General features: G+C 64.5%; 15 protein-coding genes. 4 read left to right on the top strand and 11 right to left on the bottom strand.

What is annotated here, in order from left to right; genetic code table 11:
* Nucleotides 1-12: 12 nt before the first annotated feature.
* Complete coding sequence (locus tag B4400_RS09040; RefSeq protein WP_078309580.1) at nt 13-1,293, top strand: serine hydrolase domain-containing protein; 1,281 nt, start codon at nt 13-15, stop codon at nt 1,291-1,293.
* Nucleotides 1,294-1,324: 31 nt separating this feature from the next.
* On the opposite strand, the gene B4400_RS09035 is transcribed toward B4400_RS09040, so the two are convergent.
* The 3 genes from B4400_RS09035 to B4400_RS09025 all read right to left on the bottom strand — a co-directional run bounded on the left by B4400_RS09035 (nt 1,325) and on the right by B4400_RS09025 (nt 3,773).
* Nucleotides 1,325-2,161 carry an SDR family NAD(P)-dependent oxidoreductase gene (locus B4400_RS09035; RefSeq protein WP_078309579.1) on the bottom strand — a complete coding sequence of 279 codons (837 nt, stop codon included), beginning with the start codon at nt 2,159-2,161 and terminating at the stop codon, nt 1,325-1,327.
* Nucleotides 2,162-2,206: 45 nt separating this feature from the next.
* Nucleotides 2,207-3,037, bottom strand: coding sequence for an SDR family NAD(P)-dependent oxidoreductase (locus tag B4400_RS09030; RefSeq protein ID WP_078309886.1), 831 nt, complete (start codon nt 3,035-3,037; stop codon nt 2,207-2,209).
* Nucleotides 3,038-3,131: 94 nt separating this feature from the next.
* Nucleotides 3,132-3,773, bottom strand: coding sequence for a class I SAM-dependent methyltransferase (locus B4400_RS09025; protein WP_078309577.1), 642 nt, complete (start codon nt 3,771-3,773; stop codon nt 3,132-3,134).
* A 239-nt stretch (nt 3,774-4,012) separates the two neighbouring features.
* Here B4400_RS09025 and B4400_RS09020 point away from each other — a divergent pair, with 239 nt between their 5' ends.
* Nucleotides 4,013-5,167, top strand: coding sequence for a PucR family transcriptional regulator (locus B4400_RS09020; RefSeq protein WP_078309575.1), 1,155 nt, complete (start codon nt 4,013-4,015; stop codon nt 5,165-5,167).
* 7 nt (nt 5,168-5,174) lie between these two features.
* Here B4400_RS09020 and B4400_RS09015 read toward each other — a convergent pair whose 3' ends face one another.
* From B4400_RS09015 to B4400_RS09000, 4 genes are all read right to left on the bottom strand, one after another.
* A complete protein-coding gene (locus B4400_RS09015) occupies nt 5,175-6,491 on the bottom strand; it encodes a lipase family protein (protein ID WP_078309573.1) in 1,317 nt (438 codons plus the stop codon).
* A gap of 351 nt (nt 6,492-6,842) precedes the next feature.
* The gene (locus B4400_RS09010) at nt 6,843-8,159 is read right to left on the bottom strand and encodes a lipase family protein (protein WP_078309570.1); all 1,317 of its coding nucleotides are present in this window, start codon (nt 8,157-8,159) and stop codon (nt 6,843-6,845) included.
* Nucleotides 8,160-8,258: 99 nt separating this feature from the next.
* Nucleotides 8,259-11,984 (bottom strand): multifunctional oxoglutarate decarboxylase/oxoglutarate dehydrogenase thiamine pyrophosphate-binding subunit/dihydrolipoyllysine-residue succinyltransferase subunit, encoded by a 3,726-nt coding sequence (locus B4400_RS09005; RefSeq protein WP_078309567.1) that lies wholly within the window; start codon nt 11,982-11,984, stop codon nt 8,259-8,261.
* A 175-nt stretch (nt 11,985-12,159) separates the two neighbouring features.
* Nucleotides 12,160-12,915, bottom strand: a complete 756-nt coding sequence (locus B4400_RS09000; protein WP_078309565.1) for a hypothetical protein — start codon at nt 12,913-12,915, stop codon at nt 12,160-12,162.
* Nucleotides 12,916-13,196: 281 nt separating this feature from the next.
* Here B4400_RS09000 and B4400_RS08995 point away from each other — a divergent pair, with 281 nt between their 5' ends.
* Together B4400_RS08995 and B4400_RS08990 are read left to right on the top strand one after the other, a co-directional pair.
* The gene (locus tag B4400_RS08995; RefSeq protein ID WP_078309563.1) at nt 13,197-14,480 is read left to right on the top strand and encodes a multidrug effflux MFS transporter; all 1,284 of its coding nucleotides are present in this window, start codon (nt 13,197-13,199) and stop codon (nt 14,478-14,480) included.
* 22 nt (nt 14,481-14,502) lie between these two features.
* Nucleotides 14,503-15,978: a DHA2 family efflux MFS transporter permease subunit gene (locus B4400_RS08990; RefSeq protein WP_139359860.1), complete on the top strand. Its 1,476-nt coding sequence runs from the start codon at nt 14,503-14,505 to the stop codon at nt 15,976-15,978.
* Here the strand turns inward: B4400_RS08990 and B4400_RS08985 are convergent.
* The 4 genes from B4400_RS08985 to B4400_RS08970 are packed head-to-tail and all read right to left on the bottom strand — an operon-like array spanning nt 15,928 to nt 21,673.
* The gene (locus tag B4400_RS08985; RefSeq protein WP_078309560.1) at nt 15,928-16,281 is read right to left on the bottom strand and encodes a nuclear transport factor 2 family protein; all 354 of its coding nucleotides are present in this window, start codon (nt 16,279-16,281) and stop codon (nt 15,928-15,930) included. The genes B4400_RS08990 and B4400_RS08985 overlap by 51 nt on opposite strands.
* Nucleotides 16,278-17,636 carry an FAD-binding oxidoreductase gene (locus B4400_RS08980; protein ID WP_078309558.1) on the bottom strand — a complete coding sequence of 453 codons (1,359 nt, stop codon included), beginning with the start codon at nt 17,634-17,636 and terminating at the stop codon, nt 16,278-16,280. Before B4400_RS08980 ends, B4400_RS08985 begins: the two co-directional genes overlap by 4 nt.
* Before the next feature lie 5 nt (nt 17,637-17,641).
* Complete coding sequence (locus B4400_RS08975) at nt 17,642-21,082, bottom strand: TM0106 family RecB-like putative nuclease (protein ID WP_078309556.1); 3,441 nt, start codon at nt 21,080-21,082, stop codon at nt 17,642-17,644.
* A 36-nt stretch (nt 21,083-21,118) separates the two neighbouring features.
* Complete coding sequence (locus B4400_RS08970; protein WP_078309554.1) at nt 21,119-21,673, bottom strand: LppP/LprE family lipoprotein; 555 nt, start codon at nt 21,671-21,673, stop codon at nt 21,119-21,121.
* Nucleotides 21,674-21,710 lie beyond the last annotated feature (37 nt).

The raw sequence follows: 21,710 nt of genomic DNA, 5'->3' as shown, positions 1-21,710 counted from the left end.
TCAGTGTTACTTATGGCACAACCTCATGGCTTCGACGACGCGGCCACTGAATCGTCACAACCCGCCCCCCTGCCCTTCGCTTACCCGTCGCCGGAACGCGGTGTGGAGCTGCCACCAGGGGTGAATGGCTGGGCCCGCCCCGAGTTCCGGGGAGTGGTGCGGGTCTTCTCCCTTGCCTTCACCAGGTACCACGTCGGCGGCGGCGCCATCTGCGTGTACGTGGACGGCGAACCCGTACTCGATTTGTGGGCAGGGCTCGCGCAGCTGGGGCAGCAGTGGACGCGGGACACGGCGCCGGTGATCTTCTCGGCGTCCAAGGGAGTCACCGCCACGATCATTCACCGGCTGGTGGATCGCGGTCTGCTGGACTACTCCGCGCCGGTCTCGCGGTACTGGCCCGAGTTCGCCGCGCAGGGCAAGGGTGCGATCACGGTCGACGAGATCCTGTCGCATACCGCAGGGTTGTCACGCCTGACGGGCATCGCGCACAACTACGAGGAGATGTTCGATCCGGACCTGATGGCGGACCGGCTCGCCGCCGCGCCCGTCGACAGATACTTCGGTAAGCCCGCGTACCACGCGCTGTCTATCGGCTGGCTGATGGGCCGGCTCGCCAAGGCCGTCACCGGTAAGGACCTCGAAGAGCTGTATCGCACCGAACTTGCCGAGCCGCTCGGAGTCGACGGAATCCATATGGGGCGGCCTCCCGAAGGTGCGCCCTCCGAATCGGCCGCCCTTACACCGTATTTGGATCGGGTCGCCAGGTCGGGCTTCATTCGGCGGGCGGCCCCGCCGGTGATGGGGGCGCTCGACAAAATGCCCGGGGCCAAGGGGGCGGCCTCGACGCTGTACCAGCCCGGTGCCGAGATGCTGCTGGCCGACGACGGGCATGCGAGTGCCCCGGTGATGGATCTGCGGTGCGGCGCCGGCAGCGCCTGCTGTACCGCGCCCGCGCTGGCCAAGCTCTACGCCGCCCTGGCGGGGGATGGCAGTGTCGACGGGATACGGCTGCTCTCGCCGGAAATCACCCAGGGACTGGCCCGTAAGAACAGCTACCGGATCGATCACACGCTGGGGCTGCCGATGGGGTGGCACCGCGGGTATCACTCGTTGACGGTGCCGATAATCGGTGGCGGTTTCGGGCACATCGGAGCCGGCGGTTCGTTCGGGTGGGCTGACCAGAAACGCAATATCTCGGTGGCGATCGTGCACAACCGGCTTCCCAGCACGATGGTCTTCGACCAGGCCATCATCGGAACCTTCCTGCCGTCGATCATTCGCGCTGCGCGATAGCCGGGCAGCGCGAATGATCAACCCCGGGAAGCTACTTCTTCGTGGGCTTGGGTAGCACGTAGCGGGTGACCAGGGAGAAGATGTCCTGGTAGCGCGCTCCGGTGACTCGAACGATCACATCGAGGATCTTGGCGTCGGGGCCGACGAGCACACGGGGCTTCTTCTTGCGGACCGCGGTGAGAATGATGCGTGCGGCCGCTTCGGGACTGGTATTCGCCAGGTACTTGTCGAACAACGCGGCCCCGGCCTTGACGTCGTAGCCTTCCGCGGCAGTGGAATTGCGTGCGATCGCGGTCTTGATGCCACCGGGGTGCACGCAGGTGACCGCGACCGGCTTCTTGCCGATGATCATCTCCTGGCGCAGCGACTCGGTGAACCCGCGTACCGCGAATTTGGCTGAGTTGTAGGCACTTTGGCCGGGCATGGACAGCACGCCGAACAGGCTGGAGACGTTGATGACGTGGCCGTCGCCGGAGGCGATCAGGTGTGGCAGGAAGGCCTTGGTGCCGTTGACCACACCCCAGAAGTCGACGTCGATGATTCGTTCGATGTCCTTGAACTGGCTTTCCTCTACCTCGCCCTGATACGCGATGCCGGCGTTGTTGTAGATCTGGTTGACCTTGCCGAAGTGCTCCTTGATCGCATCGGCATACAGCAGGAAGGCTTCGCGCTCAACAACATTGAGGCGATCGGAGCGGACCTCTGCGCCAAGGGCCTTGACCTGGCGTTCGGTCTCGGCCAGACCTTCGGCGTCGACATCGCTGATGGCCACTTTGGCGCCCGAACGTGCGAGTTCCACCGCCAGTGCGCGTCCGATTCCCGAACCCGCGCCGGTCACCACGGCGACCTTGCCGTTGAAGCCTTCCATAGATGTCTCCTTGTTAGACGACTGTCAAATAGTCAGAGTAGTGGGTCAGTGGGAACGTTTGGGCATCAGGAACCGCTCGCCGAGAAGGAACAGATCCTGGTACCGCGAGCCCGTCAGTCGGACCAAGACATCGATCACCTTGGCATCCGGCCCGACGAGTACGCGTGGCTTCTTCTTGCGGACGGCGGTGAGGATGATGCGTGCCGCCGCCTGTGGGCTGGTTCGTGCGAGCAGATCGAACAACTTCGCGAACTCGGCATGGTCGTAGCCTTCGGCGACCGTGGCGTTGCGCGCCACATTGGTCTTGATGCCGCCGGGGTGCACGCAGGTGACCGCGACCGGCTTCTTGCCGATGATCATCTCCTGGCGCAGCGACTCGGTGAACCCGCGTACCGCGAATTTCGCTGCGTTGTAGGCGCTTTGGCCGGGGCATGCCATGATGCCGAAGATGCTGGAGACGTTGATGACGTGGCCGTCGCCGGAGGCGATCAGGTGTGGCAGGAAGGCCTTGGTGCCGTTGACCACGCCCCAGTAGTCGACGTCGATGATGCGTTCGATGTCCTTGAACTCACTGATCTCGAAGTCGCCGTGGAAGTCGATGCCGGCGTTGTTGTAGATCTGGTTGACCTTGCCGAAGTGTTCCTTGACGACGTCGGCGTAGAGCAGGAAGGCTTCGCGCTCAGCGACGTTGAGGCGGTCGGAGCGCACCTCTGCGCCGAGGGCCTTGATCTGGCGTTCGGTCTCCGCCAGGCCCTCGTTGTCAATGTCGCTGATGGCCACTTTGGCGCCCGAGCGTGCGAGTTCCACCGCCAGTGCGCGTCCGATTCCCGAACCCGCGCCGGTCACCACGGCGACCTTGCCGTTAAAGCCGTCCATGAGCACTCCTGACAGATTTACGTTGTGAGGCTGACGTCAATCAGTGAGGGTAATGGATGGCGGCGCGGAGTTGTCAGGGCGGCGGTGGTGACGGTCAGGTCTTGAGGCCGACGCAGATCCAGTCGACGGAAATTAGGGGTGGTGTGATCGGCCGCGCCACCGGGCGGTGCACGACGACATCAAACCCGGCACGGGAGAACAGCCGCTCCATTTCACCGGCTGTAGGGAAGTGCGCCGGTCCACGTTCGCCGGTTCCTCGACGCAGCCACCGGCGCTCCTTTGGGCAGATCGTGGCGACCGAGGCCATGCCGCCCGGGGCGAGCACGCGGTAGAACTCCGCCAGCGCGGCCGGCTGGTCGAAGAAATGGAATGCCGATGTTGTCACCACGGCATCGAGGGTGCCGTCCCCGAACGGGAGCTGTTCTGCGGGTGCCTTCTTCCAGTGAACCTCGGTGGACCGGGCCCTTGCCTTGGCGAGCATGCCGTCGGACATGTCGACGCCGAAAACCGATGCCGGACTCAGCTCGGCCTGGATTCGGGACGCCAATATTCCTGTGCCACAGGCGATATCTACGATTCGCTGGGCGTTGTGCTCGCGTAGTTGCCGGATGGTGTCGTCTTGGGCCGGGCTGTAGACATGGCGTTGCACGAACGGGAAGTTGTAGACCTTCGACATCATGGTCCAGTACCGCGTGACCAGCTCATTGAGTGAACGCCGTGGGGCGATGGCAGTCATCTGTGAAACCTAGGAGCGGCGCGGGGGAAAGTCCGTGACTCGGCCTGATCTTTGTGAAAGATACGAGGCCCATGCCCGAAAGCTATGACTGGCCCCAATAACCCCCGTGTCGTGCCATGAACCTGTGAGCAAACCTCCGAACTCAACTGCGGGACGGTAGGGTGCGCAGGGGTCTAGCGGATGTGGTCCGCGAGGGTACGGGTATTCCACGGTGCAGTGGGAGAAGTTGGAGTCCGCTGATGACGGCGTCGCTCAGTGATCGGTTCATGCGTCGGCTGCCGGAGACGGCACGCCGCGCGGTGGACTGCTTCGCTGCCGAGGTGCCGTATTACGGGATGCTGCCACGCGAGGTCCTCGACGGTGAGATCACCGAGTTCACCAAGCAGCACTTCAGAATCTTCTCCCGGGTCATGGTGGAATCGCGGGCACCCACAGAAGACGAGTTCGCGGTGTCGATCCTGGCGGCGTCACGGCGGGCACAGGAAGACATTCCGCTTCCGGCGATCCTGGCGGTGTACAACGTCGCCGCGCGGGTCGGCATAGAGACGCTCCGGGAACTGGCCACCCCCGACGAGATCGATGAGGTGCTGGCGGTCAGTATGCAGGTGCAGCGATATCTGCAGCTGATGTTACCTGCCGTCACTGCCGCGTATCTTGAAGAGCGACAAGGCCTTTACAGTGCGACGACGGAGGCCCGGCGCGACCTTTTCGACGCGTTGGTCAAGGGGACTCCGTGGACGGAGGCCGCCGAACGCGCCAGTGTCACGTTGGCGCTGTCCTACAACGTGCTGTTCCTGTTCATGCCGGAACCCGCGGCGAACACCGTGGTGGCACGACGGCGTGCCCATCTGGTGCAGGACATCCTCGACGAGTACGCGCGCGAACCTGTCCTTACTTCGTTAGACGGCCGAGGCGGCATCATCTTGCTGCCCGCGGTGGGCAAGGTGGAATCGCTGCTGCCCTTGTTCTCCGAGGTGGCCGGGGGGCCGGTCATGCTCGGCGTCTCCGATGCCACCGATCCGGGTGAGATAGCCGCCGCTGCGGACGAGGCGCGTGAGTTGGCCATACTTGCACTAAGACTCGGTCGGGCACCGGGCGCTTACCGGCTCTCCGATCTGCTCTTGGAGTATCAGATCACCCGTCCGGGCAGAGCCCGAGATCTACTCGCCGCGACGGTCCAGCCACTGGCGGCACATCCACATTTGCAGCAGGCGCTCAGCGCGTACCTCCAGCACGAGCACGGACGGCAGCTCGCGGCCAAGTCGCTGCACGTGCATCCGAACACCCTCGACTACAGACTGCGCCGGGTCGCCGAACTTACCGGCCTGGATCCCGCGCAGCCGTCGGCCGCGCGCACTCTCGCGGCCGCGCTACTGGCCGTGAAGGCGCACTGACTCAGGTTCAGAGCCGCCCGGCGAGGAGCTTCACGATGGCCACAACCTGCCGGACGTACATGATCAGGGCGCGTGGTGAGAGGATTGTCGACAACACCGTTCGGATATCGGGTCGCGTCGGTAATGTCTTGCCGCGCATACGTTCATCGAGCCAGCCAAGGGCATCATGACCGCCGGACAGTAGCAGGAAGACGCGCTCGCTGGCACGGTCGCGCCGGTAGGTGACGTGCGCGCCACCGGCGATGTAGTCCTCGGCGAGTTGGTCAGTGCTGGAAACCGGCAGGAGTACGTCGTGGATTGAGTGGTAGAGGTAGATCGGCGCGGTGGGGGTGCGTAGCCCCAGCGTCATCGCGTCGGTGAGGGCAGCGATCTCTGGTGTGTCCATCACCTCTTCGAGGGGACGGTCGAAGATCCTGTTGAAGTTGAGAAATGGCCAATACAGCAGTGCCTGGATGACGGTAAGGCGTTCGGCCTTCTCGACCATCCGGCGGCCTCTTTTGGTGAGGTGCTTCTCCAGGAGGTCCTGGATAGATGGACTTACCCGCATCATGGCCGCCAGCACGATGATGATGAGCCCCGAAGAGTATTGGCCACTGAGATGGTGCATGAGGGGGCCGGGTTGGGGGGCGGGCGCGCCGATCAATGCCCCCACGAGGTTGAGCTCGGGCGCGTACTCACCGGCGAGCTCGGCCGCCCACGCGGTCGCATTGCCGCCGGCCGAGTAGCCCCACACCGCTGTCGGAGTGCGGATGGACAGCTGCGGGATGCGGTCCTCGCCGGAGGCCGCAATCGTGGCGCGCAGTGCGTCCAGCACGTGATAGCCAGGTTGTTTAGGCGCCATCCAGAGGCCCTTCGGCCCCTCATGGTCGCTGATGGTGACTATCCACCCTCGTTGGAGTGCCGCCACTGCGAGCAGAAACTCGTTTTGTGACTGGTTAATGCCAAAGGTTCGGTGCTGCAGATAGTAGGAGGGAAATCTCTTGGGGGTGACGGCGTCGATCGCACTTTGGAAGGCCAGCAGCGGCGCCGCCTCCGTGGCCTTCTTCGGGACGAGCACCGTTGTCACGGTCGTCTCGGGGGCCCCATGTAGGTCGGTGCTGCGATAGAGCACCTGCCACGCGTGCAGCCTCAGGGGGATGAGCCCGAACAACCCAATCCGAACTCGCCTGCGCCGCAGGGGTGTGCCGGGTGCGGTTTTGTCCCAGCCGTTGGGTGGGACAAAGAAGGGGTCGTCTGGGGACGGTAGCGGTTTACCAAGTTGCATCGGCCAGTCCTCGATCGACTGAGTCGCCGGGGTGGACGTGGGCGCAGTGCCGGCAGTCATCTGGCTCCTGTCCTTGCTCTTGTCGCTCTTATCTTCCCGGGCGACCTTGACTGGCCGTGGCGATGTCCGTAGAAGAATCTGAGGATTCGCGCAGCGTATTCAACAAGAATGATCCGTGGTCACGAATCGGCGCTGAATCGGGGTTAGCCACTAAGGCGCCAGTTCGACCTTGTGGTTCATCACCGATTAGGCAAACGGCCGAAGTGAACCTCGAAACTGTTCTCAGAATACATGGGCCGCCATCATCGCTGCCCAGACGGTTACTGGCCGGTAGTACCGGCGGCAAAAATGAACACAGTGTTCGCTCTTTGGTTAAGTTCTCGCGAGAAGGATTGGCCATTGTTGCGGTACCTACAGGCGGCCGAGGAGCAGCTTCAGGATCCCCCATTGCCAGTGCAGGTGGCTCCATGCCGCGCGGCGGGTCAGAGATGTCGAGATCACGGTCCGGACGTCCGATGCCGGCGGTAATGGCTTACCCGCTAACCGCGCCGCCAACCAGCCGAGGGCGTCGCTGCCGCCGAGCAAGGCCAGCAGAATATGTTCGGTGCTCCGGTCGCGGCGGTAGGTGACGTGAGTGCCGCCCGCGATGTAGTCCTGCGCCAGCTGATCGGAGGCCGCGATTGGTAGTAGCTGGTCGTGGACGGCGTGGTACAGGTAGACCGGCGCGCTGGGTGCGCGTTGCCCCAGTTCCATTTCTTCCGTGACGCTGGCGATTTCGGGCGCTTTCATCAATTCTTCGATGGGCCGATCGACGAGGGTGTCGAAGTTCTTGAATGGCCACCGTAAGACCGATTCCGCGAGACTTACCTCTGCTGCCTTGGCGATGATCTGACGACCGCGCTGGGTCAGGTGCCCACTGAGGAATTCGAGTGTGCCCGGATGCGCCCGCGTCATCGCGGCCAGCACCGGTGGGATGAGTCCGGACGCGAATCTGCCGCTGTGCTTCCGCACAAGCGCGCCTGGCCGAGCCGCGGGAGCGCCAAGCAGCGCTCCGACGACATTGAGTTCCGGTGCGTAGACGGGCGCCATCTCGGCGGCCCAGGTGCTCCCTGTCCCGCCTCCGGAGTACCCCCAGAATCCGACGGGGGCATTGGCCGGGAGGCGGGGTATGCCATGCGCGCCGCCTGCGTTCAAGGTTGCGCGCACTCCATCGAGGACGTGATACCCCGGCTGCCTGGCCACCATCCACAGGCCATGCGGCCCTTCGTGATCGCTCACCGAAACCACCCAGCCTCGGGCGAGCGCGGCCACCATCAACATCAGTTCGTTCTGAGTCTGGTTGAGGCCGAATGTTCGGGGAAGCAGCCCATAGGAGGGGAAGGCTCGTGGAGATACCGCATCGATGGCGCACTGATAGGCCAGGACTGGTGACGTCTCGCGGGCATCCCGGGGCACCAGCACTGTTGTCACTGTGGTCTCGGGGGCGCCGTGGAGATCGGTGGTGCGGTAGAGCAGGTGCCAGGCCTGCAAGCGCAGGGGGGCTATGCCGAACAGGGCGATACGAATTCTCCTGCGCCGCAACAGACTTCCCGGCAGCGTGTTCTCCCAGCCGGACGGGGGCCGGTAGAAAGGATCCTCGGGCGAGGGCCTGGGCTTGCCGGTAAGCGGTGGCCATTCCTCGACCGGTAGCGTGATCGGTTCGATTGCGGGTGCGGGCTTGGCCGTCATTGGTGCAGCGTATTGAACACGCGCGCAACGAGGCAGGGGTCCGGTAATGAATCAGGCCCACCCCCTAAGGGGCGGGCCTGACCTTGGGTTCGCTCACTCCTACTCGGATGTGGGAGCGAATGCCTCGTCGATGATCTCCTGCTGCTCGACGGCATGCACCTTCGAGGAACCGGAGGACGGTGCCGACATGGCCCGGCGCGAGATCTTGGTCAGGCCGGTCAGGCGCGGTACTACCTCGGGCAGGTTTAAGCCGAAGGTCGGCCATGCGCCCTGGTTCGCAGGCTCTTCCTGCACCCAGATGTACTGCGTACCATCCGGATACCGGCCGAGGGTCTCCTCCAGCCGGTAGCGCGGGATGGGATACAGCTGCTCGATGCGCACAATCGCGACGTCGTCGCGGTTGTCGGCATTCTTACGGGCCAGTAGGTCGTAGTACAGCTTGCCGCTGGTCAGCAGGATCCTGCGGACCTTGCTGCGATCGCCGACGCCATCCTCGTAGGTGGCCTCTTCCAGAACCGAGCGGAACTTGCGGTCGGTGAAGTCCTTGATGTCGCTGACGGCGGCCTTGTTGCGCAGCATGGACTTTGGTGTGAACACCACCATCGGCCGGGTGATGCCGTCCAGCGCGTGTCGGCGCAACAGGTGGAAGTAGTTGGCAGGTGTCGACGGCATTGCCACCGTCATCGACCCCTCGGCGCACAGTTGCAGGAACCGTTCGATGCGGCCCGAGGTGTGGTCGGGGCCCTGTCCCTCGTGGCCGTGGGGGAGCAGCAGCACCACTTCGGAGAGCTGGCCCCACTTGGCCTCTCCGGAGGAGATGAACTCGTCGATGATGGACTGTGCGCCATTGACGAAGTCGCCGAACTGCGCCTCCCACAACACCATTGCGTCGGGATTGCCCACCGAATAGCCGTATTCGAAGCCGACGGCAGCGTATTCGGACAGTGATGAGTCATGCACCACGAGACGCCCGCCGGTGGGGTTGCCCGTGGCGTCGACGCCGACCAGCTGCAACGGACTGAACTCGTCGCCGTTGTGGCGGTCGATGATCACGGCGTGGCGCTGGGTAAAGGTGCCGCGCTTGGAGTCCTGGCCCGTGAGCCGCACCACCTTGCCCTCGGCGACGAGGGTGCCGAGGGCAAGTAGCTCGCCGAACGCCCAGTCGACCTTGCCCTCATAGGCCATTTCGCGACGCTTCTCCAGCACCGGCTTGACCCGCGGGTGCACGGTGAAATCCTCCGGCAACGACACGAAGGCGTCGCCGATGCGTTGTAGGAGTGCCTTGTCGACGGCGGTGACCAGCTTCTGCGGCAGCTGCTGGTCCTCTTCTACCGACTCGCTGGGCCGCTGCTGGTACTTCTCCAGATCGCGGACCTCGTTGAACACCCGCTCCAGCTGGCCCTGGTAGTCGCGCAGGGCGTCTTCGGCTTCCTTCATCGAGATATCGCCGCGGCCGATCAGGGATTCGGTGTAGGTCTTGCGCACACCGCGCTTGGTGTCGATCACTTCGTACATCTGCGGGTTGGTCATCGAGGGATCGTCGCCCTCGTTATGGCCGCGCCGGCGGTAGCAGACGAGATCGATGACGACGTCTTTGTTGAACTTCTGCCGGAAGTCGACGGCGAGTCGTGACACCCACACGCACGCCTCGGGGTCGTCTCCGTTGACGTGGAAGATCGGTGCGCCGATCATCTTCGCGACATCGGTGCAGTACTCGCTGGATCGCGAATGCTCCGGTGCGGTGGTGAAACCGATCTGGTTGTTGACCACGATGTGAATGGTGCCGCCGGTCCGGTAGCCGGGGAGGTTGGCGAGGTTCAGGGTTTCGGCCACCACGCCCTGTCCGGCGAATGCGGCGTCACCGTGCAGCATGAGAGGCACCACGGTGAAGCGGCCACCGTCGGTGCCGACATCGAGGACGTCCTGTTTGGCGCGCACCAGGCCTTCCAGCACCGGGTCCACGGCCTCCAGGTGCGAGGGGTTGGCCGTCAGCGACACCTCAATGTCGTTGTCGCCGAACATCTGGATGTAGGTGCCGGAGGCGCCCAAGTGGTATTTCACGTCACCGGAGCCGTGCGCGAGCGCCGGGTTCAGGTTGCCCTCGAACTCGGTGAAGATCTGCGAGTACGGCTTGCCGACGATGTTCGCCAGCACATTCAGACGGCCGCGGTGCGGCATGCCGATGACCACCTCGTCGAGGCTGTGCTCGGCACTCTGGTCGATGACGGCGTCCATCATCGGGATGACACCCTCGGCACCCTCCAGCGAGAACCGTTTCTGTCCAACGTATTTGGTGGCCAAAAAGGTCTCGAACGCCTCGGCGGCATTGAGCTTGGAGAGGATGTACTTCTGCTCGGCGACTGTCGGCTTATCGTGCTTGACCTCGATGCGCTCCTGTAGCCACTTCTGCTGTTCGGGTTCCAGGATGTGGGTGTATTCCACCGCGGCGTGCCGGCAGTACGCGTCGCGCAGTACCGAGAGCACGTCGCGCAGCTTCATGTACTCCTGGCCCTTGAACCCCGAGACCTTGAACTCGCGGTCCAGATCCCACAGCGTCAGGCCGTGGGTGAGTACATCCAGATCGGGGTGGCTGCGGAACCGGGTCTTGTCCAGGCGCAGCGGATCGGTATCGGCCATCAAATGGCCCCGGTTGCGATATGCCGCAATCAGTTCCAGCACCCGAGCGTTCTTGTCGACGATCGAGTCCGGGTTGTCGATGCGCCAGCGCACCGGCTCGTAGGGGATGCCCAGCTCGCGGAAGATGTCGTCGAAGAAGTCGTCGGAGAGCAGCAGCTGATGCACCGTGCGCAGGAAGTCGCCGGATTCGGCACCCTGGATGATGCGGTGGTCGTAGGTGGACGTCAGCGTCATGAGCTTGCCGATGCCCAGATCGGAGATGCGCTCCTCGCTGGCGCCCTGGAACTCCGCGGGGTACTCCAGTGCGCCGGCACCGACGATGGCACCCTGACCGCGCATGAGGCGGGGCACCGAGTGCACGGTGCCGATGGTGCCCGGATTGGTCAACGAGATGGTGACCCCGGAGAAGTCCTCGGCGGTCAGTTTGCCGTCCCTGGCCCGTCGCACGATGTCCTCGTAGGCGGCGATGAACTGGCCGAAAGCCATTGTCTCGCAGCCCTTGATGGCGGCGACCACGAGTGTGCGGTTGCCGTCCTTGCCGGGCAGGTCGATGGCCAGGCCCAGATTGATGTGCGCGGGCGTTACGGCAGTGGGCTTCCCGTCCACCTCGGCGAAATGCCGGTTCATGTTTGGGAAGTCCTTGACGGCCTGGACGATGGCGTAGCCCAGCAGGTGCGTGAAGGAGATCTTGCCGCCACGGGTGCGCTTGAGGTGGTTGTTGATGACGATGCGGTTGTCGATCATCAGCTTGGCGGGAATGGCCCGGACGCTGGTCGCGGTCGGGATCTCCAGCGAAGCCGACATGTTCTTGACGACGGCCGCGGCGGCGCCGCGCAGCACCTGACTCTCGTCACCTTCGGCTGAGGGCACCGGCGGAAGGGCAGGCTTCGGGGCGGCCGCCGGCGCAGCTGCTGGGGCCGCGGGAGCTGCGGGTGCTGCGGGTGCTGCAGCTGCCGGCGCCGGTGCCGGTGTGGCAGGTACGGCTGGTGCTACAGGCGCGGCTGCCGGGGCAGGAGTGGGTGCCGCGGCGGCGTGGCCGTTGCCGGCGTCGGTCGCGGGCTCGGCCACGTAGTCGGCGAGAAATTCGTGCCAGCTGGAGTCCACCGAGGACGGGTCTTCCTTGAATCGCTGGTACATCTCCTCGACCAGCCATTCATTCTGCCCGAATTGGGGATTTGAACCGTTCACGGCAGTCTTCGCCTCGCTCCGTCTCGTTCGATATTCAGTCCGTTTAGCGACCGGTACCAGGCTAACGCGTCGCCAACGGGGGTGAGGTGTCACGGTGATATGACAGAGGCGACATCATCGGCGCCACTGATGGCCGAAGGGTGGCCGCACCGTGAACAGCCACCCCCGTGCGTTGCTAGCTTTTGGGCGCGACCAGGCGCAACTGCACCGGCCATACGGCCGGGGGAGTCCCAAAGGCATGACGTGCGTTGGTGATTATCCGTTTGCCGATGAACCGGTTACCGCCAGCGCCGATGACGGCGCCGATCCCGGCCGGCAACAGCTTGCCAAACGCCATCGCACCGCGTTTCACCGCGAATTTCTTGGTGAACCGCTTGAGCAGGGTGGCATTGAGATGGCTCAGCGCGGGCACCGGCAGCGTTGAGGTGGCCTCGGCCAGCCAGCCGCCTCCGACAGTGCGCTCCTTGCCCAGCACGTCCGACACCGTCGTCTCGCCGTCCTCACCCAGCAGGACAGCGAGCACCAGCGTGTGCCGGTGTTCGATCTTGGCGAGCTCGATGTCATGGACCGCTGCCAGCGCCAGCGTGAACAGCGATGTCGCCTCCAGGAACAACACGGCCTCTCCGGCGGTGGCCGACAATGCGGCCAGAGTGCCAACCCCGGGGAACGCGGCGGCGGCGCCGACAGCTGCACCACTGCCTATCACTGTCGCCAGGTAGCGCTTCTCCAACATGGTGATGATGTCGCTGGGTGTGGCGCCGGGATGGGTGGCGCGTAGCTTCTGGACATACGCACGGACCGCGGGTTCCTGAACCTTGGTGCTCTGGTCCAGGATGAGTGAGAGAAGCTTGCCGGAAGCCCCGAGTTTGGGTTCCTTGCCCTTACCGCTCAAGGCGAGCTGCCGCTGCGGTTCGGTGATGCGAGTGCTCATCGGCGTGTGTTCCTTCAGTGCGGTGGGCTGGATGGGGTCCACATTGTTGTGAGCGAATATTTGGCCTCACAGTAGTGAAGACGAATGACGAGCGCTTTTCGTTCCTTAACAGGTAGCCCGGCGGGTGTGTTTTCGATAACTGGCAAGCTGTAGTTCGTTGACGGCCGTCGGTCTCGTGTGACAACGGCGGGGTGGATCCGGGGGACGCGATCACATTCTGTCGCGGGGTGGAGTCGGTGAGATGCAGCTCACATTTGTTAGGAAAGGGAAGGTTTTGTCGCGTGCGCGCGCTGAAGACTGAGGTGACTGCTGCCCGGAGTGAGACGACCACGGAGGAACCGGTGGGCGTTGCGGCACCGGCCGATGCGATCTCGCCGCCCGCTACCCGGCTGGGCAAGGCGTGGCTCATCACCGTGCTGGGCGCGATGGTTGCCCTGGGGCCGCTCACCATCGACATGTACCTCCCGGCCTTGCCCGATATCGGGACGGATCTGCACGTTAACTCGACCCTGACGCAGCTGACGCTCACCGGAACGCTGCTGGGGCTGGGGCTGGGGCAGCTCCTGGTAGGTCCGCTGTCGGATTCGCTCGGCAGGCGCCTGCCGCTGATCGCGGGGGCGGCCCTGCATATCGCGGCGTCGCTGGCCATCACCATCGCCCCGAACATCGTGGTGCTGGGTGTGCTCCGCGCGATTGAAGGGGTGGGTGCCGCGGCGGCCATGGTCGTGGCGATGGCCGTGGTACGGGATCTCTATACCGATAGGGCGGCCGCCACCGTGATCTCCCGGCTCACACTGGTGATCGGCATCGCGCCGATCCTGGCCCCGTCGCTGGGTGCGGCCGTGCTCGTACACGGGTCATGGCAGAACGTGTTCGCCGCGTTGTCGTGTCTGGGGGTTCTGCTTCTTATCCTTGCGGTAGTGGCACTGCCGGAAACCTTGCCTCCGAGTGCGCGGCGTCCACTGCGGGTGAGGGGAATTCTGCAGACCTATCGCGATCTGCTGCGCGACAAGGTTTTCGTGGTCTTGGTGCTTGTTGCCGGGCTGTCGTTGTCGGGTCTGTTCGCCTACATCTCGGGTGCGTCCTTCGTGCTGCAGGGCCAGTACGGCATGAATCAGCAGGTGTTCGCGATCGCATTCGGCGCCGGCGCCATCGCGTTTGTCGCGGCCTCACAGTTGAACGTGGTGCTGCTCAAGCGGTTCGAACCGCAACAGATCGTGCAGTGGTGCCTGTCGCTGGCCCTGATTCCGGCGGTGGTGCTGCTGGTACTGGCCGGGCTCGGTATCGGTGGGCTGGTCGGCTTCGTGGCTCCGGTGTGGACACTGATGGCGTTTATGGGCTTCGTCATTCCCAATGCTCCGGCCTTGGCCCTGTCTCGTCATGGCGAGGCGGCCGGCACCTCGGCGGCAGTGCTGGGCGCCTCGCAGTTCGGCGTGGGAGCGGTGATCGCGCCGTTGGTGGGGGCATTGGGCAACAACGCACTCGCCGTGGCTGTCGTCATGACGATCGGGGTTGTGCTGGCTCTGGTGGGGCTGGCCGTCGTGAGAAATCGTGTCACCACCTGAACCACGACGAGATTCCGTAGCCGTGCAGTCTGAGTATCCGCGACCGTGGACGACGTTGTGGGTGGTGCTGTTCGGCCTGTTCATGATCTTGCTCGACTCGACGATCGTGTCGGTCGCCAATCCCGCCATCAAGATCGCTTTCGGTGCCGACTACTCGGCGACGGTGTGGGTCACCAGCGCCTACCTGTTGGGCTACGCGGTGCCACTGCTCACCACCGGGCGACTCGGCGATCAGTTCGGCCCGAGGTCCATGTACTTGGCAGGGCTGGCCGTCTTCACCGCCGCCTCGCTGTGGTGCGGGCTCGCCGGATCGATCGGCTGGTTGATCACGGCGCGCGTGGTGCAGGGGCTCGGCGCGGCGATGCTGACCCCGCAGACACTCACGGTGGTGCAACGGGTGTTCCCACCGCAGCGGCGCGGGACCGCCATGGGGGTGTGGGGCGCGGTCGCCGGGATCGCGACGCTGGTCGGCCCGGTCGCCGGCGGCGTGTTGGTCGACGGGTGGGGTTGGCAGTGGATCTTCTACGTCAATGTCCCGGTGGGGGTGCTAGGAATCATCCTGGGCGCCATCTATATCCCGCGCATGCCGACGCACCCTCATCGACTGGATCTCGTGGGTATCGCGCTCTCCGCCACAGGCATGTTCGCGTTCGTCTTCGCCTTGCAGGAAGGGGAGAGCTTCCACTGGGCGCCGGGGATATGGGGCATGATGGCGGCCGGTCTGGCGGCCCTGGGCGTGTTCGTGTGGTGGCAGTCGGCGAATCGGGGTGAACCGCTGATTCCGCTGCGGCTGTTCGCGGACCGCAACTTCTCGCTCGCCGGTGTGAGCATCGCCTCGATGAGTTTTTGTGTGATCTCCACCGGTTTACCCATGATGTTCTATACACAATTGGCGCTGGGATTTTCACCGACCAAGGCGGCGCTGACGCAGGCCCCGACGGCGATCGTGAGCGCGATCTTGGCGCCGGTGTCCGGCTGGCTTGTCGACAGGGTGCGTCCATCGGTGTTGATCGGCGGCGGCATCGCGTTGATGATCGCCTCGACGTTGTGGTGGACGGCGATGATGCGGCCGGAAACTCAGATGTGGCAGCTCATGCTGCCCGCAGCGGGTATCGGTGCTGCCATGGCGTGTATCTGGGGGCCCTTGGCCACCACCGCGACGCGGAACCTGCCATCCGCGGTGGCCGGTGCCGGGTCCGGCGTCTACAACACGCTGCGCCAGGTCGGAGGAGTGGTGGGCAGCTCGGCGATGGGCGCGTTGATGACGGCGCGGCTGGCTGCGAACATGTCCGCAATGCCGTCCTCTTCGATCGATTCCGCGCCAGATGGGGTGCTGCCGCCCGGGTTGCGCGCGCCGTACTCGGCGGCGATGTCCCAGTCGATGCTGCTGGGTGTGGCTGCGTTGGTGATCGGTTTGGTGGCAGCACTGTTCATGCGGCCGACCGGTTCACAGGTACGTGCCGTGTCCCTCGATCACGCTGTCGCCGTCGAAGATTAAGACCTCGTTGACGAGGCCGCCCTTGTGGTTTCGGTAGTTGATGACCATAGCCCTTGCGCCCACGTAGGTGCCGACGGGCTCGAAGTGCAGATCCGGGTTGCGGATGAGGGCTTCGGCCCAGTAGTCACGGATCGCTTTCTTGCCCCGAAAGATGCCCCCGGTCTCTGGCGCTATCTCGGCGCCATAGGCGGAGGTAAAGACCGCGTCCTCGTGGAAATGCGCCAGCACCGCCTCGATGTCGTGTGCGTTCCACGCCGCGTACCACTCCCGGCTGAACTTCTCGGGGTCAACGGTGAGCGTCATGACTCTCGCCCGGCAGCACCGTTTCCCTCCGGGCCGCGCCCGAACAACACCGCGGGGTTCAGGAACCCAGTGGGATCGAAAGCTGCCTTGACGGCCCGCATAGCGGCAATGTCGCCGGGGGTACGGGCCATGCTGAGGTAGTCGCGTTTGATTGTCCCGACTCCGTGCTCTGAGCTGACATTGCCGCCCAGCTCGGCGATGAGCGTCATCATGGGCTGATACAACGCGGTGGAGTCAGGGCAGCGCAACACATTTAAGTGCAGATTGCCCTCCCCGACATGACCGAACAAGACAGGTATCGCGTCGGGGACCTTCTCCGCGATCAGTGCGGTGGCACGTCGCTCGAACTCTCCGATGTGTGTCAGCGGCAGTGCTACATCGAATTTCAGCGGCGGCCCGTACGTTCCCAGCGCCTCGGCGATGGATTCGCGTACCTGCCAAAGGCGTTCACGGGAGTTGGCATCCAAACCGACGGCGGCCCGCTCGGCCACACCGGCGGCCTCGAGGGCTTCGGCGAGATCTTCGGTGGGGTCGCTATCGCGGGCGAGTTCGATGAGCAGCAGCCATGGATTGTCCACGGGGCTTGGAATGCCCAACCTGGCGTCCATGAGCTCCAGTGCGGCAATTCCGCTGAGATCACGGAAGATCCGGCTTGCCTCGACCAGCTGATCCAGGTGGTCGAACCCGGTGATCGCCGCGACGCTGTGTTTCGGGACCGGATGCAGGCGCAGTTCGAGCGCGGTGATGACGCCTAGGGTGCCCTCGGCGCCGACGAACAGGCTGGTGAGGTCGTAGCCCGTATTGTCGGCACGAACATCACTGTGGCGCTGCATGATTGATCCGTCGGGGAGAGCGACCTGCACGCCGATGACCTGCTCGCGCATGTTGCCGTAACGCACCGTGCGCAGGCCGCCGGCGTTGGTGGATGCCATGCCACCCAGAGTGGCCGAGTCGCGTGAGCCGATGTCGACGCCGAATTGCAGGTTCTCCTTGGCGGCGGCTTGTTGCAGTGCTGCCAGGGTGACACCTGATCCGGCGCGGATCCGGCGGTCGACGGTGTCGATGGCGCCGATCTCGGTGAGCCGCTCGGTGGATAGCAGAACGTCCTCATGCTCGGGAACGGTCCCGGCGACCATCGACGTGCGGCCGCCCTGGGTGGTGACGGGGTGGCCGTGCGCCTTGCAAGCCTTCAAGATTGCGCCGACTTCCTCGGCGGAGCCGGGCCGGATCAGGATGCTCGCGGTGCCGCGGTAGCGGCCGGTGTGGTCGATCGTACGGCCGGCCAGCACGTCGGCATCGGTGCTGACGTACCGATCGCCGACTATCTGGACGAGGTCATCCACAAGCGAGGACATGGACCTCAGTGTGGCACGGCGTCATTGGTCCGGTCTGGACTTAGGGCCAAGAACGCTCCGAGCTCGACGAGTCCGTCGGGGGTGGCCGGCAGATACTCGGTCAGTGCCGGCGACCTGACGATCACCGCCTGGAACTTCGCTCGGCTGATCGCCACGTTCAGCCGGTTCCTGTTCAGCAGGAACGACATACCGCGCGGCACGTCATCGACGGCCGAGGCGGTCATCGACACGAACACAACCGGCGCCTGGCGCCCCTGGAACTTGTCCACGGTCCCCACCAGCACCTCGCCTAATCCGGCAGCGGCCAGCGCGGCCCGCAAAGCCAACACCTGCGCGTTGTACGGAGCCACCACCAGCACGTCGGACTGCGCCAGCGGCCGTGTGCCGGATTCGTCGGTCCAGTCCGCCCCGATCAGTCCTGCGATTTCTGTAGCGATCGCCTCGGCCTCCTGTGGACTGCTGGTCGCGTTCCCGTCATGGTCGACCAGCAGCGTCCGTACTCCGGGATCCTGTCCAGCCAAGGTGCGTGCCGGCGCAGCGGACTCAAGTTCACCGTCGTAGGAAAGCTCCGAAACCCGTTGACATAGTGCGGGATGCATCCGGTATGAGCGCTCCAGGAAGTACCCACGGTCGATGGACAGCGCGCCATGACCTTCCACGAGCCAGCCCAGCGCGGAGGTGTCCACCGGCTCCGGATGCACACCCTGCGACACCTGCGGCAGCTGCTGCGGATCGCCGAGTAGCAGCAGGTTCTGCGCTCCCCGTGCCACCGCTAGCGTATTCGCCAGGCTGAACTGGCCGGCCTCATCAATGACCAGCAGGCGTAGTACCCCATCGGCGACACGGGTGGTGTTCGCGAAATCCCATGCGGTGCCTCCGATGACCGCGCCTTCGCGGGCGTGGGATGCGATGAAGCGCGCATAGTCGCTATCCCGAATCTGAGTCCACGCGGCATCACCGCTGTATGGCGATGCCTTCTTCGCGACTCGCTCGGGCGGTACGCCCGCCGCGACGACCTGGTCCAGGAGATGTTCCACGACGGCATGAGACTGGGCCACTACGCCAACAAGCCAGCCCTCCCGCGTCACCAGCTCGGCAATGACGCGTGCCGCGGTGAAGGTCTTACCTGTCCCCGGCGGGCCATGTACGGCCAGGTATGACGAGTCCAGATTGCGCAAGGCGGAGGTGATGGCTCCCGCATACCCGTCGTCACCTACCGACGGTAGCGGCCCGCCACGGGGGTTGCGGCGCAACAGAATATCGAGAGATGCGGTATGGGGAAGGTCAGGGAGACGGTGGGCAACGCCCAGAGCGACTTGCTCGATCGCGGCTTCCAATGCCTTGGTCATCACCGGCGCGCCCGGTGCAAGAGCCATCGGCATCTCGGAGAACACCTCGCCGTTCTTCGGGGTGAGCTCCTGGATCGTCACCTCTACGGGTACCCCGCCGGATTCGGTGACCTCCACCACCGTCGCCGATCCAGATGCCCGCCGATCGGGGTCCCCGTCGCCGAGCCCCATCGGTGCCGGCGGTTCATAGAGCGCGTAGACGCTGTCGTCGAGGACACCCCCGGCGAGGTCGCCCGTCAGTTTCACATGTCGTCGGAGCTTGCGCTGACTTCCAGATTTATGCCAGTCCTCGACCAACTGGGCGCCCTCGACGATGAAAACCCCAGCGGTATCCGCCCATTCGTCGACTGGGTTGTTCAGTCTGTCGAAGTGGCTCCACCAGAATGGTTTTCGCTCTCGAGCGTGATATCCGCGTGCTGCCGACACCATGGCCGCCGCGGTTTGTTCGGCGCTACGATCGGCCGGACCGGCATCTCCCACGAATGTCGCCAGCGCCATGCCAATCTCATCGGGCTCCGGCTCCTCCTTGTCGCCGACAGCGGCAGAAGAGGATAGGTGGGTAATGCCGTGCTCAAAAGCCCGCACCAGTAGCCAATCCCGGAGCTTGCGCGTCGAAGCGCAGTCGTAACGGTTGTACTCGGCGATGGAGTCCAGTACTTCCTGCGCCGCCGGGTCAGCGCTATCGCGCAGTGCGCAATAGCGCGCGTATTCGTTGATCGAATCCACCGCAGTCGTGACGTCCCCGGAGCGCTTTCCGGATTCGATGAACAGCGGCTCCAATGCCTTGAGCCCGTAGCCGCTGGAACCTGATCGAATGCTCTTGCGCACCACGGGATAGAGATCGACCAGTACGTTGTCGCGCAAGAGCTCATCGATCTGTTCCTCGCCGACGCCGTACCGGCCGGCAAGGCGCAGCAATGCGGTCTTTTCGTACGCCGCGTAGTGGTAGACGTGCATCCCCGGATAACGGCGGCGGCGTTTGGCCACTAGATCCAGGAAGGTGATCAAGGCCTTTCGCTCGCTGTGGCGATCGTGAGCCCACATCGGCCGGAATTTCTCCTTGCCGGACCGGTCATACTCGAGCACGCCGAACAGGTACTCCAGCCCCCACTGCACGCCGTCCTCGGTCCACAGCGGATCTCCCTCGAAGTCGAAAAAGATGTCTCCGGGATTGGGGGCGGGCATTGTGCCCAGCGGAATCGGATCAGCAACCTGGAACTGTGGTGTGCCACTGTCTCGTTGGCGGACCTGAAACTCGGCCTGTGCCACCAATTGCTGGAGGCTGCGCGCCGACATGTCGGCGACGGTGCCGGGGCCCGCGGCAAGCTCCGCGACGGTGCTCACCCCGGCGTCCAGCAGTGCCGCCCGCTGACTGATCCGCATGCCCGCGACAAGCAGCAAGTCATCGGTGCGCTCGACCTCCGGATCGCACACGGGACAGCGAAAGCAGGCGCGGACGTGCTCATCGGACCACTGCACCGGAACACCGCCTGCCAGATGGCGATCAAGCAAGCCCTGCAATTGGATTCGCCGCTGGCGATACACGCCGACCAGATCGGCCACGGGATAGTCAACGGCGGAACGGTCGCCCAGGATCAGCCGCACTTCCGGGGACACCGGCACACCTGTTGCCATCAGGCTGTCGGCGTATGCCGCCAACTGCAGCAGGGCCGTCACCTTGGCGCTGCGGGCCAGTTTGGTGTCACAGACGCGATATGTCTGGTCCTCCCGGACCACGAAGTCCGCGAAACCGAGGAACCGGCCATCGAACATCGCGGCCTGGTACACCACCGGAATCCCGTCGTCGAAGGCCCGTTTCGTCGCAGCGGCGACCGCATGGAGTCCGTCGAGCGTGAAGGTGGGGGGAAAGGGAATGCTGGCCACCCCGGAACCGAAGCGCTTCCTCAGCTCGGCAAGGTGGTGGGCCTCATGGGCGTCCCCCAAAATCGCGGTGCGCGCCAGGAGTTCATCATCGCGAGGGGGAGCCGGTCCCCATCCGAGCTTGGCGTCGAACGCCCGCAACAGGGCGTATTCACAGCGGGCCGCGGAGGCAAGATCCGAAGCGCTGTAGACGACCCGGCCGTCGAGGACGAACACCCGATCACTGTAGGTGCTCGCACCGACGAAGACGCCCTACTGTGCGGCCTGTTGCACCTTTTCCACGCCAGATCCGTTCCAGCGGAAGGACACCACACTCTCCAATCCGGGGATGCCGTTGGAGAAGTTGAGCACCACGGTGTCCAAGGTGCTCGCCGATAGATCGATGGCGTTGTATCCGTAGGTGTCGGGGACACCGTGCGAGATCACGCCGCCCAGGTGGAAGAACACCGCGCGGGTAGGGGGCGCGGGCTCGTGGGTGTCCGCGGCGACGATGACTGCCGACAACGGGGCGCACTTGTTGTAGTTGCCCGCCACTGGCACCGGATTCCAGGTGGCCTCGCTATTGGGGCCGGGGGGTAGGACCGCGACGGCGGCCGCGACGGCCGGATCCTTCAGGTTGATCGCGCAGTCGTCCTTAGTTGAGGGCGGGGGTTGGGGCTTGGTCGCGGAACCCGCCGGTCCGGGAGGTGGCGAGGGGGATGTGATGGTGTTGGCCGGCGTCTTGGACACCGTGCTGTCGCCGCCAGTGCAGGCCGAGGCGAGCACGATCACGGCCGGCAGCACAGTCAGCGCGCCCACCAAATCCATCCTTCGCACGGCCCCGCACACTACCGACATTTACCAA

Source organism: Mycobacterium sp. D16Q13, from assembly GCF_002013375.1.
Classification (GTDB): Bacteria; Actinomycetota; Actinomycetes; order Mycobacteriales; family Mycobacteriaceae; genus Mycobacterium.
The sequence above is the reverse complement of the archived record's forward strand: the minus strand, read 5'-3'. Positions and strand labels throughout refer to the sequence as shown.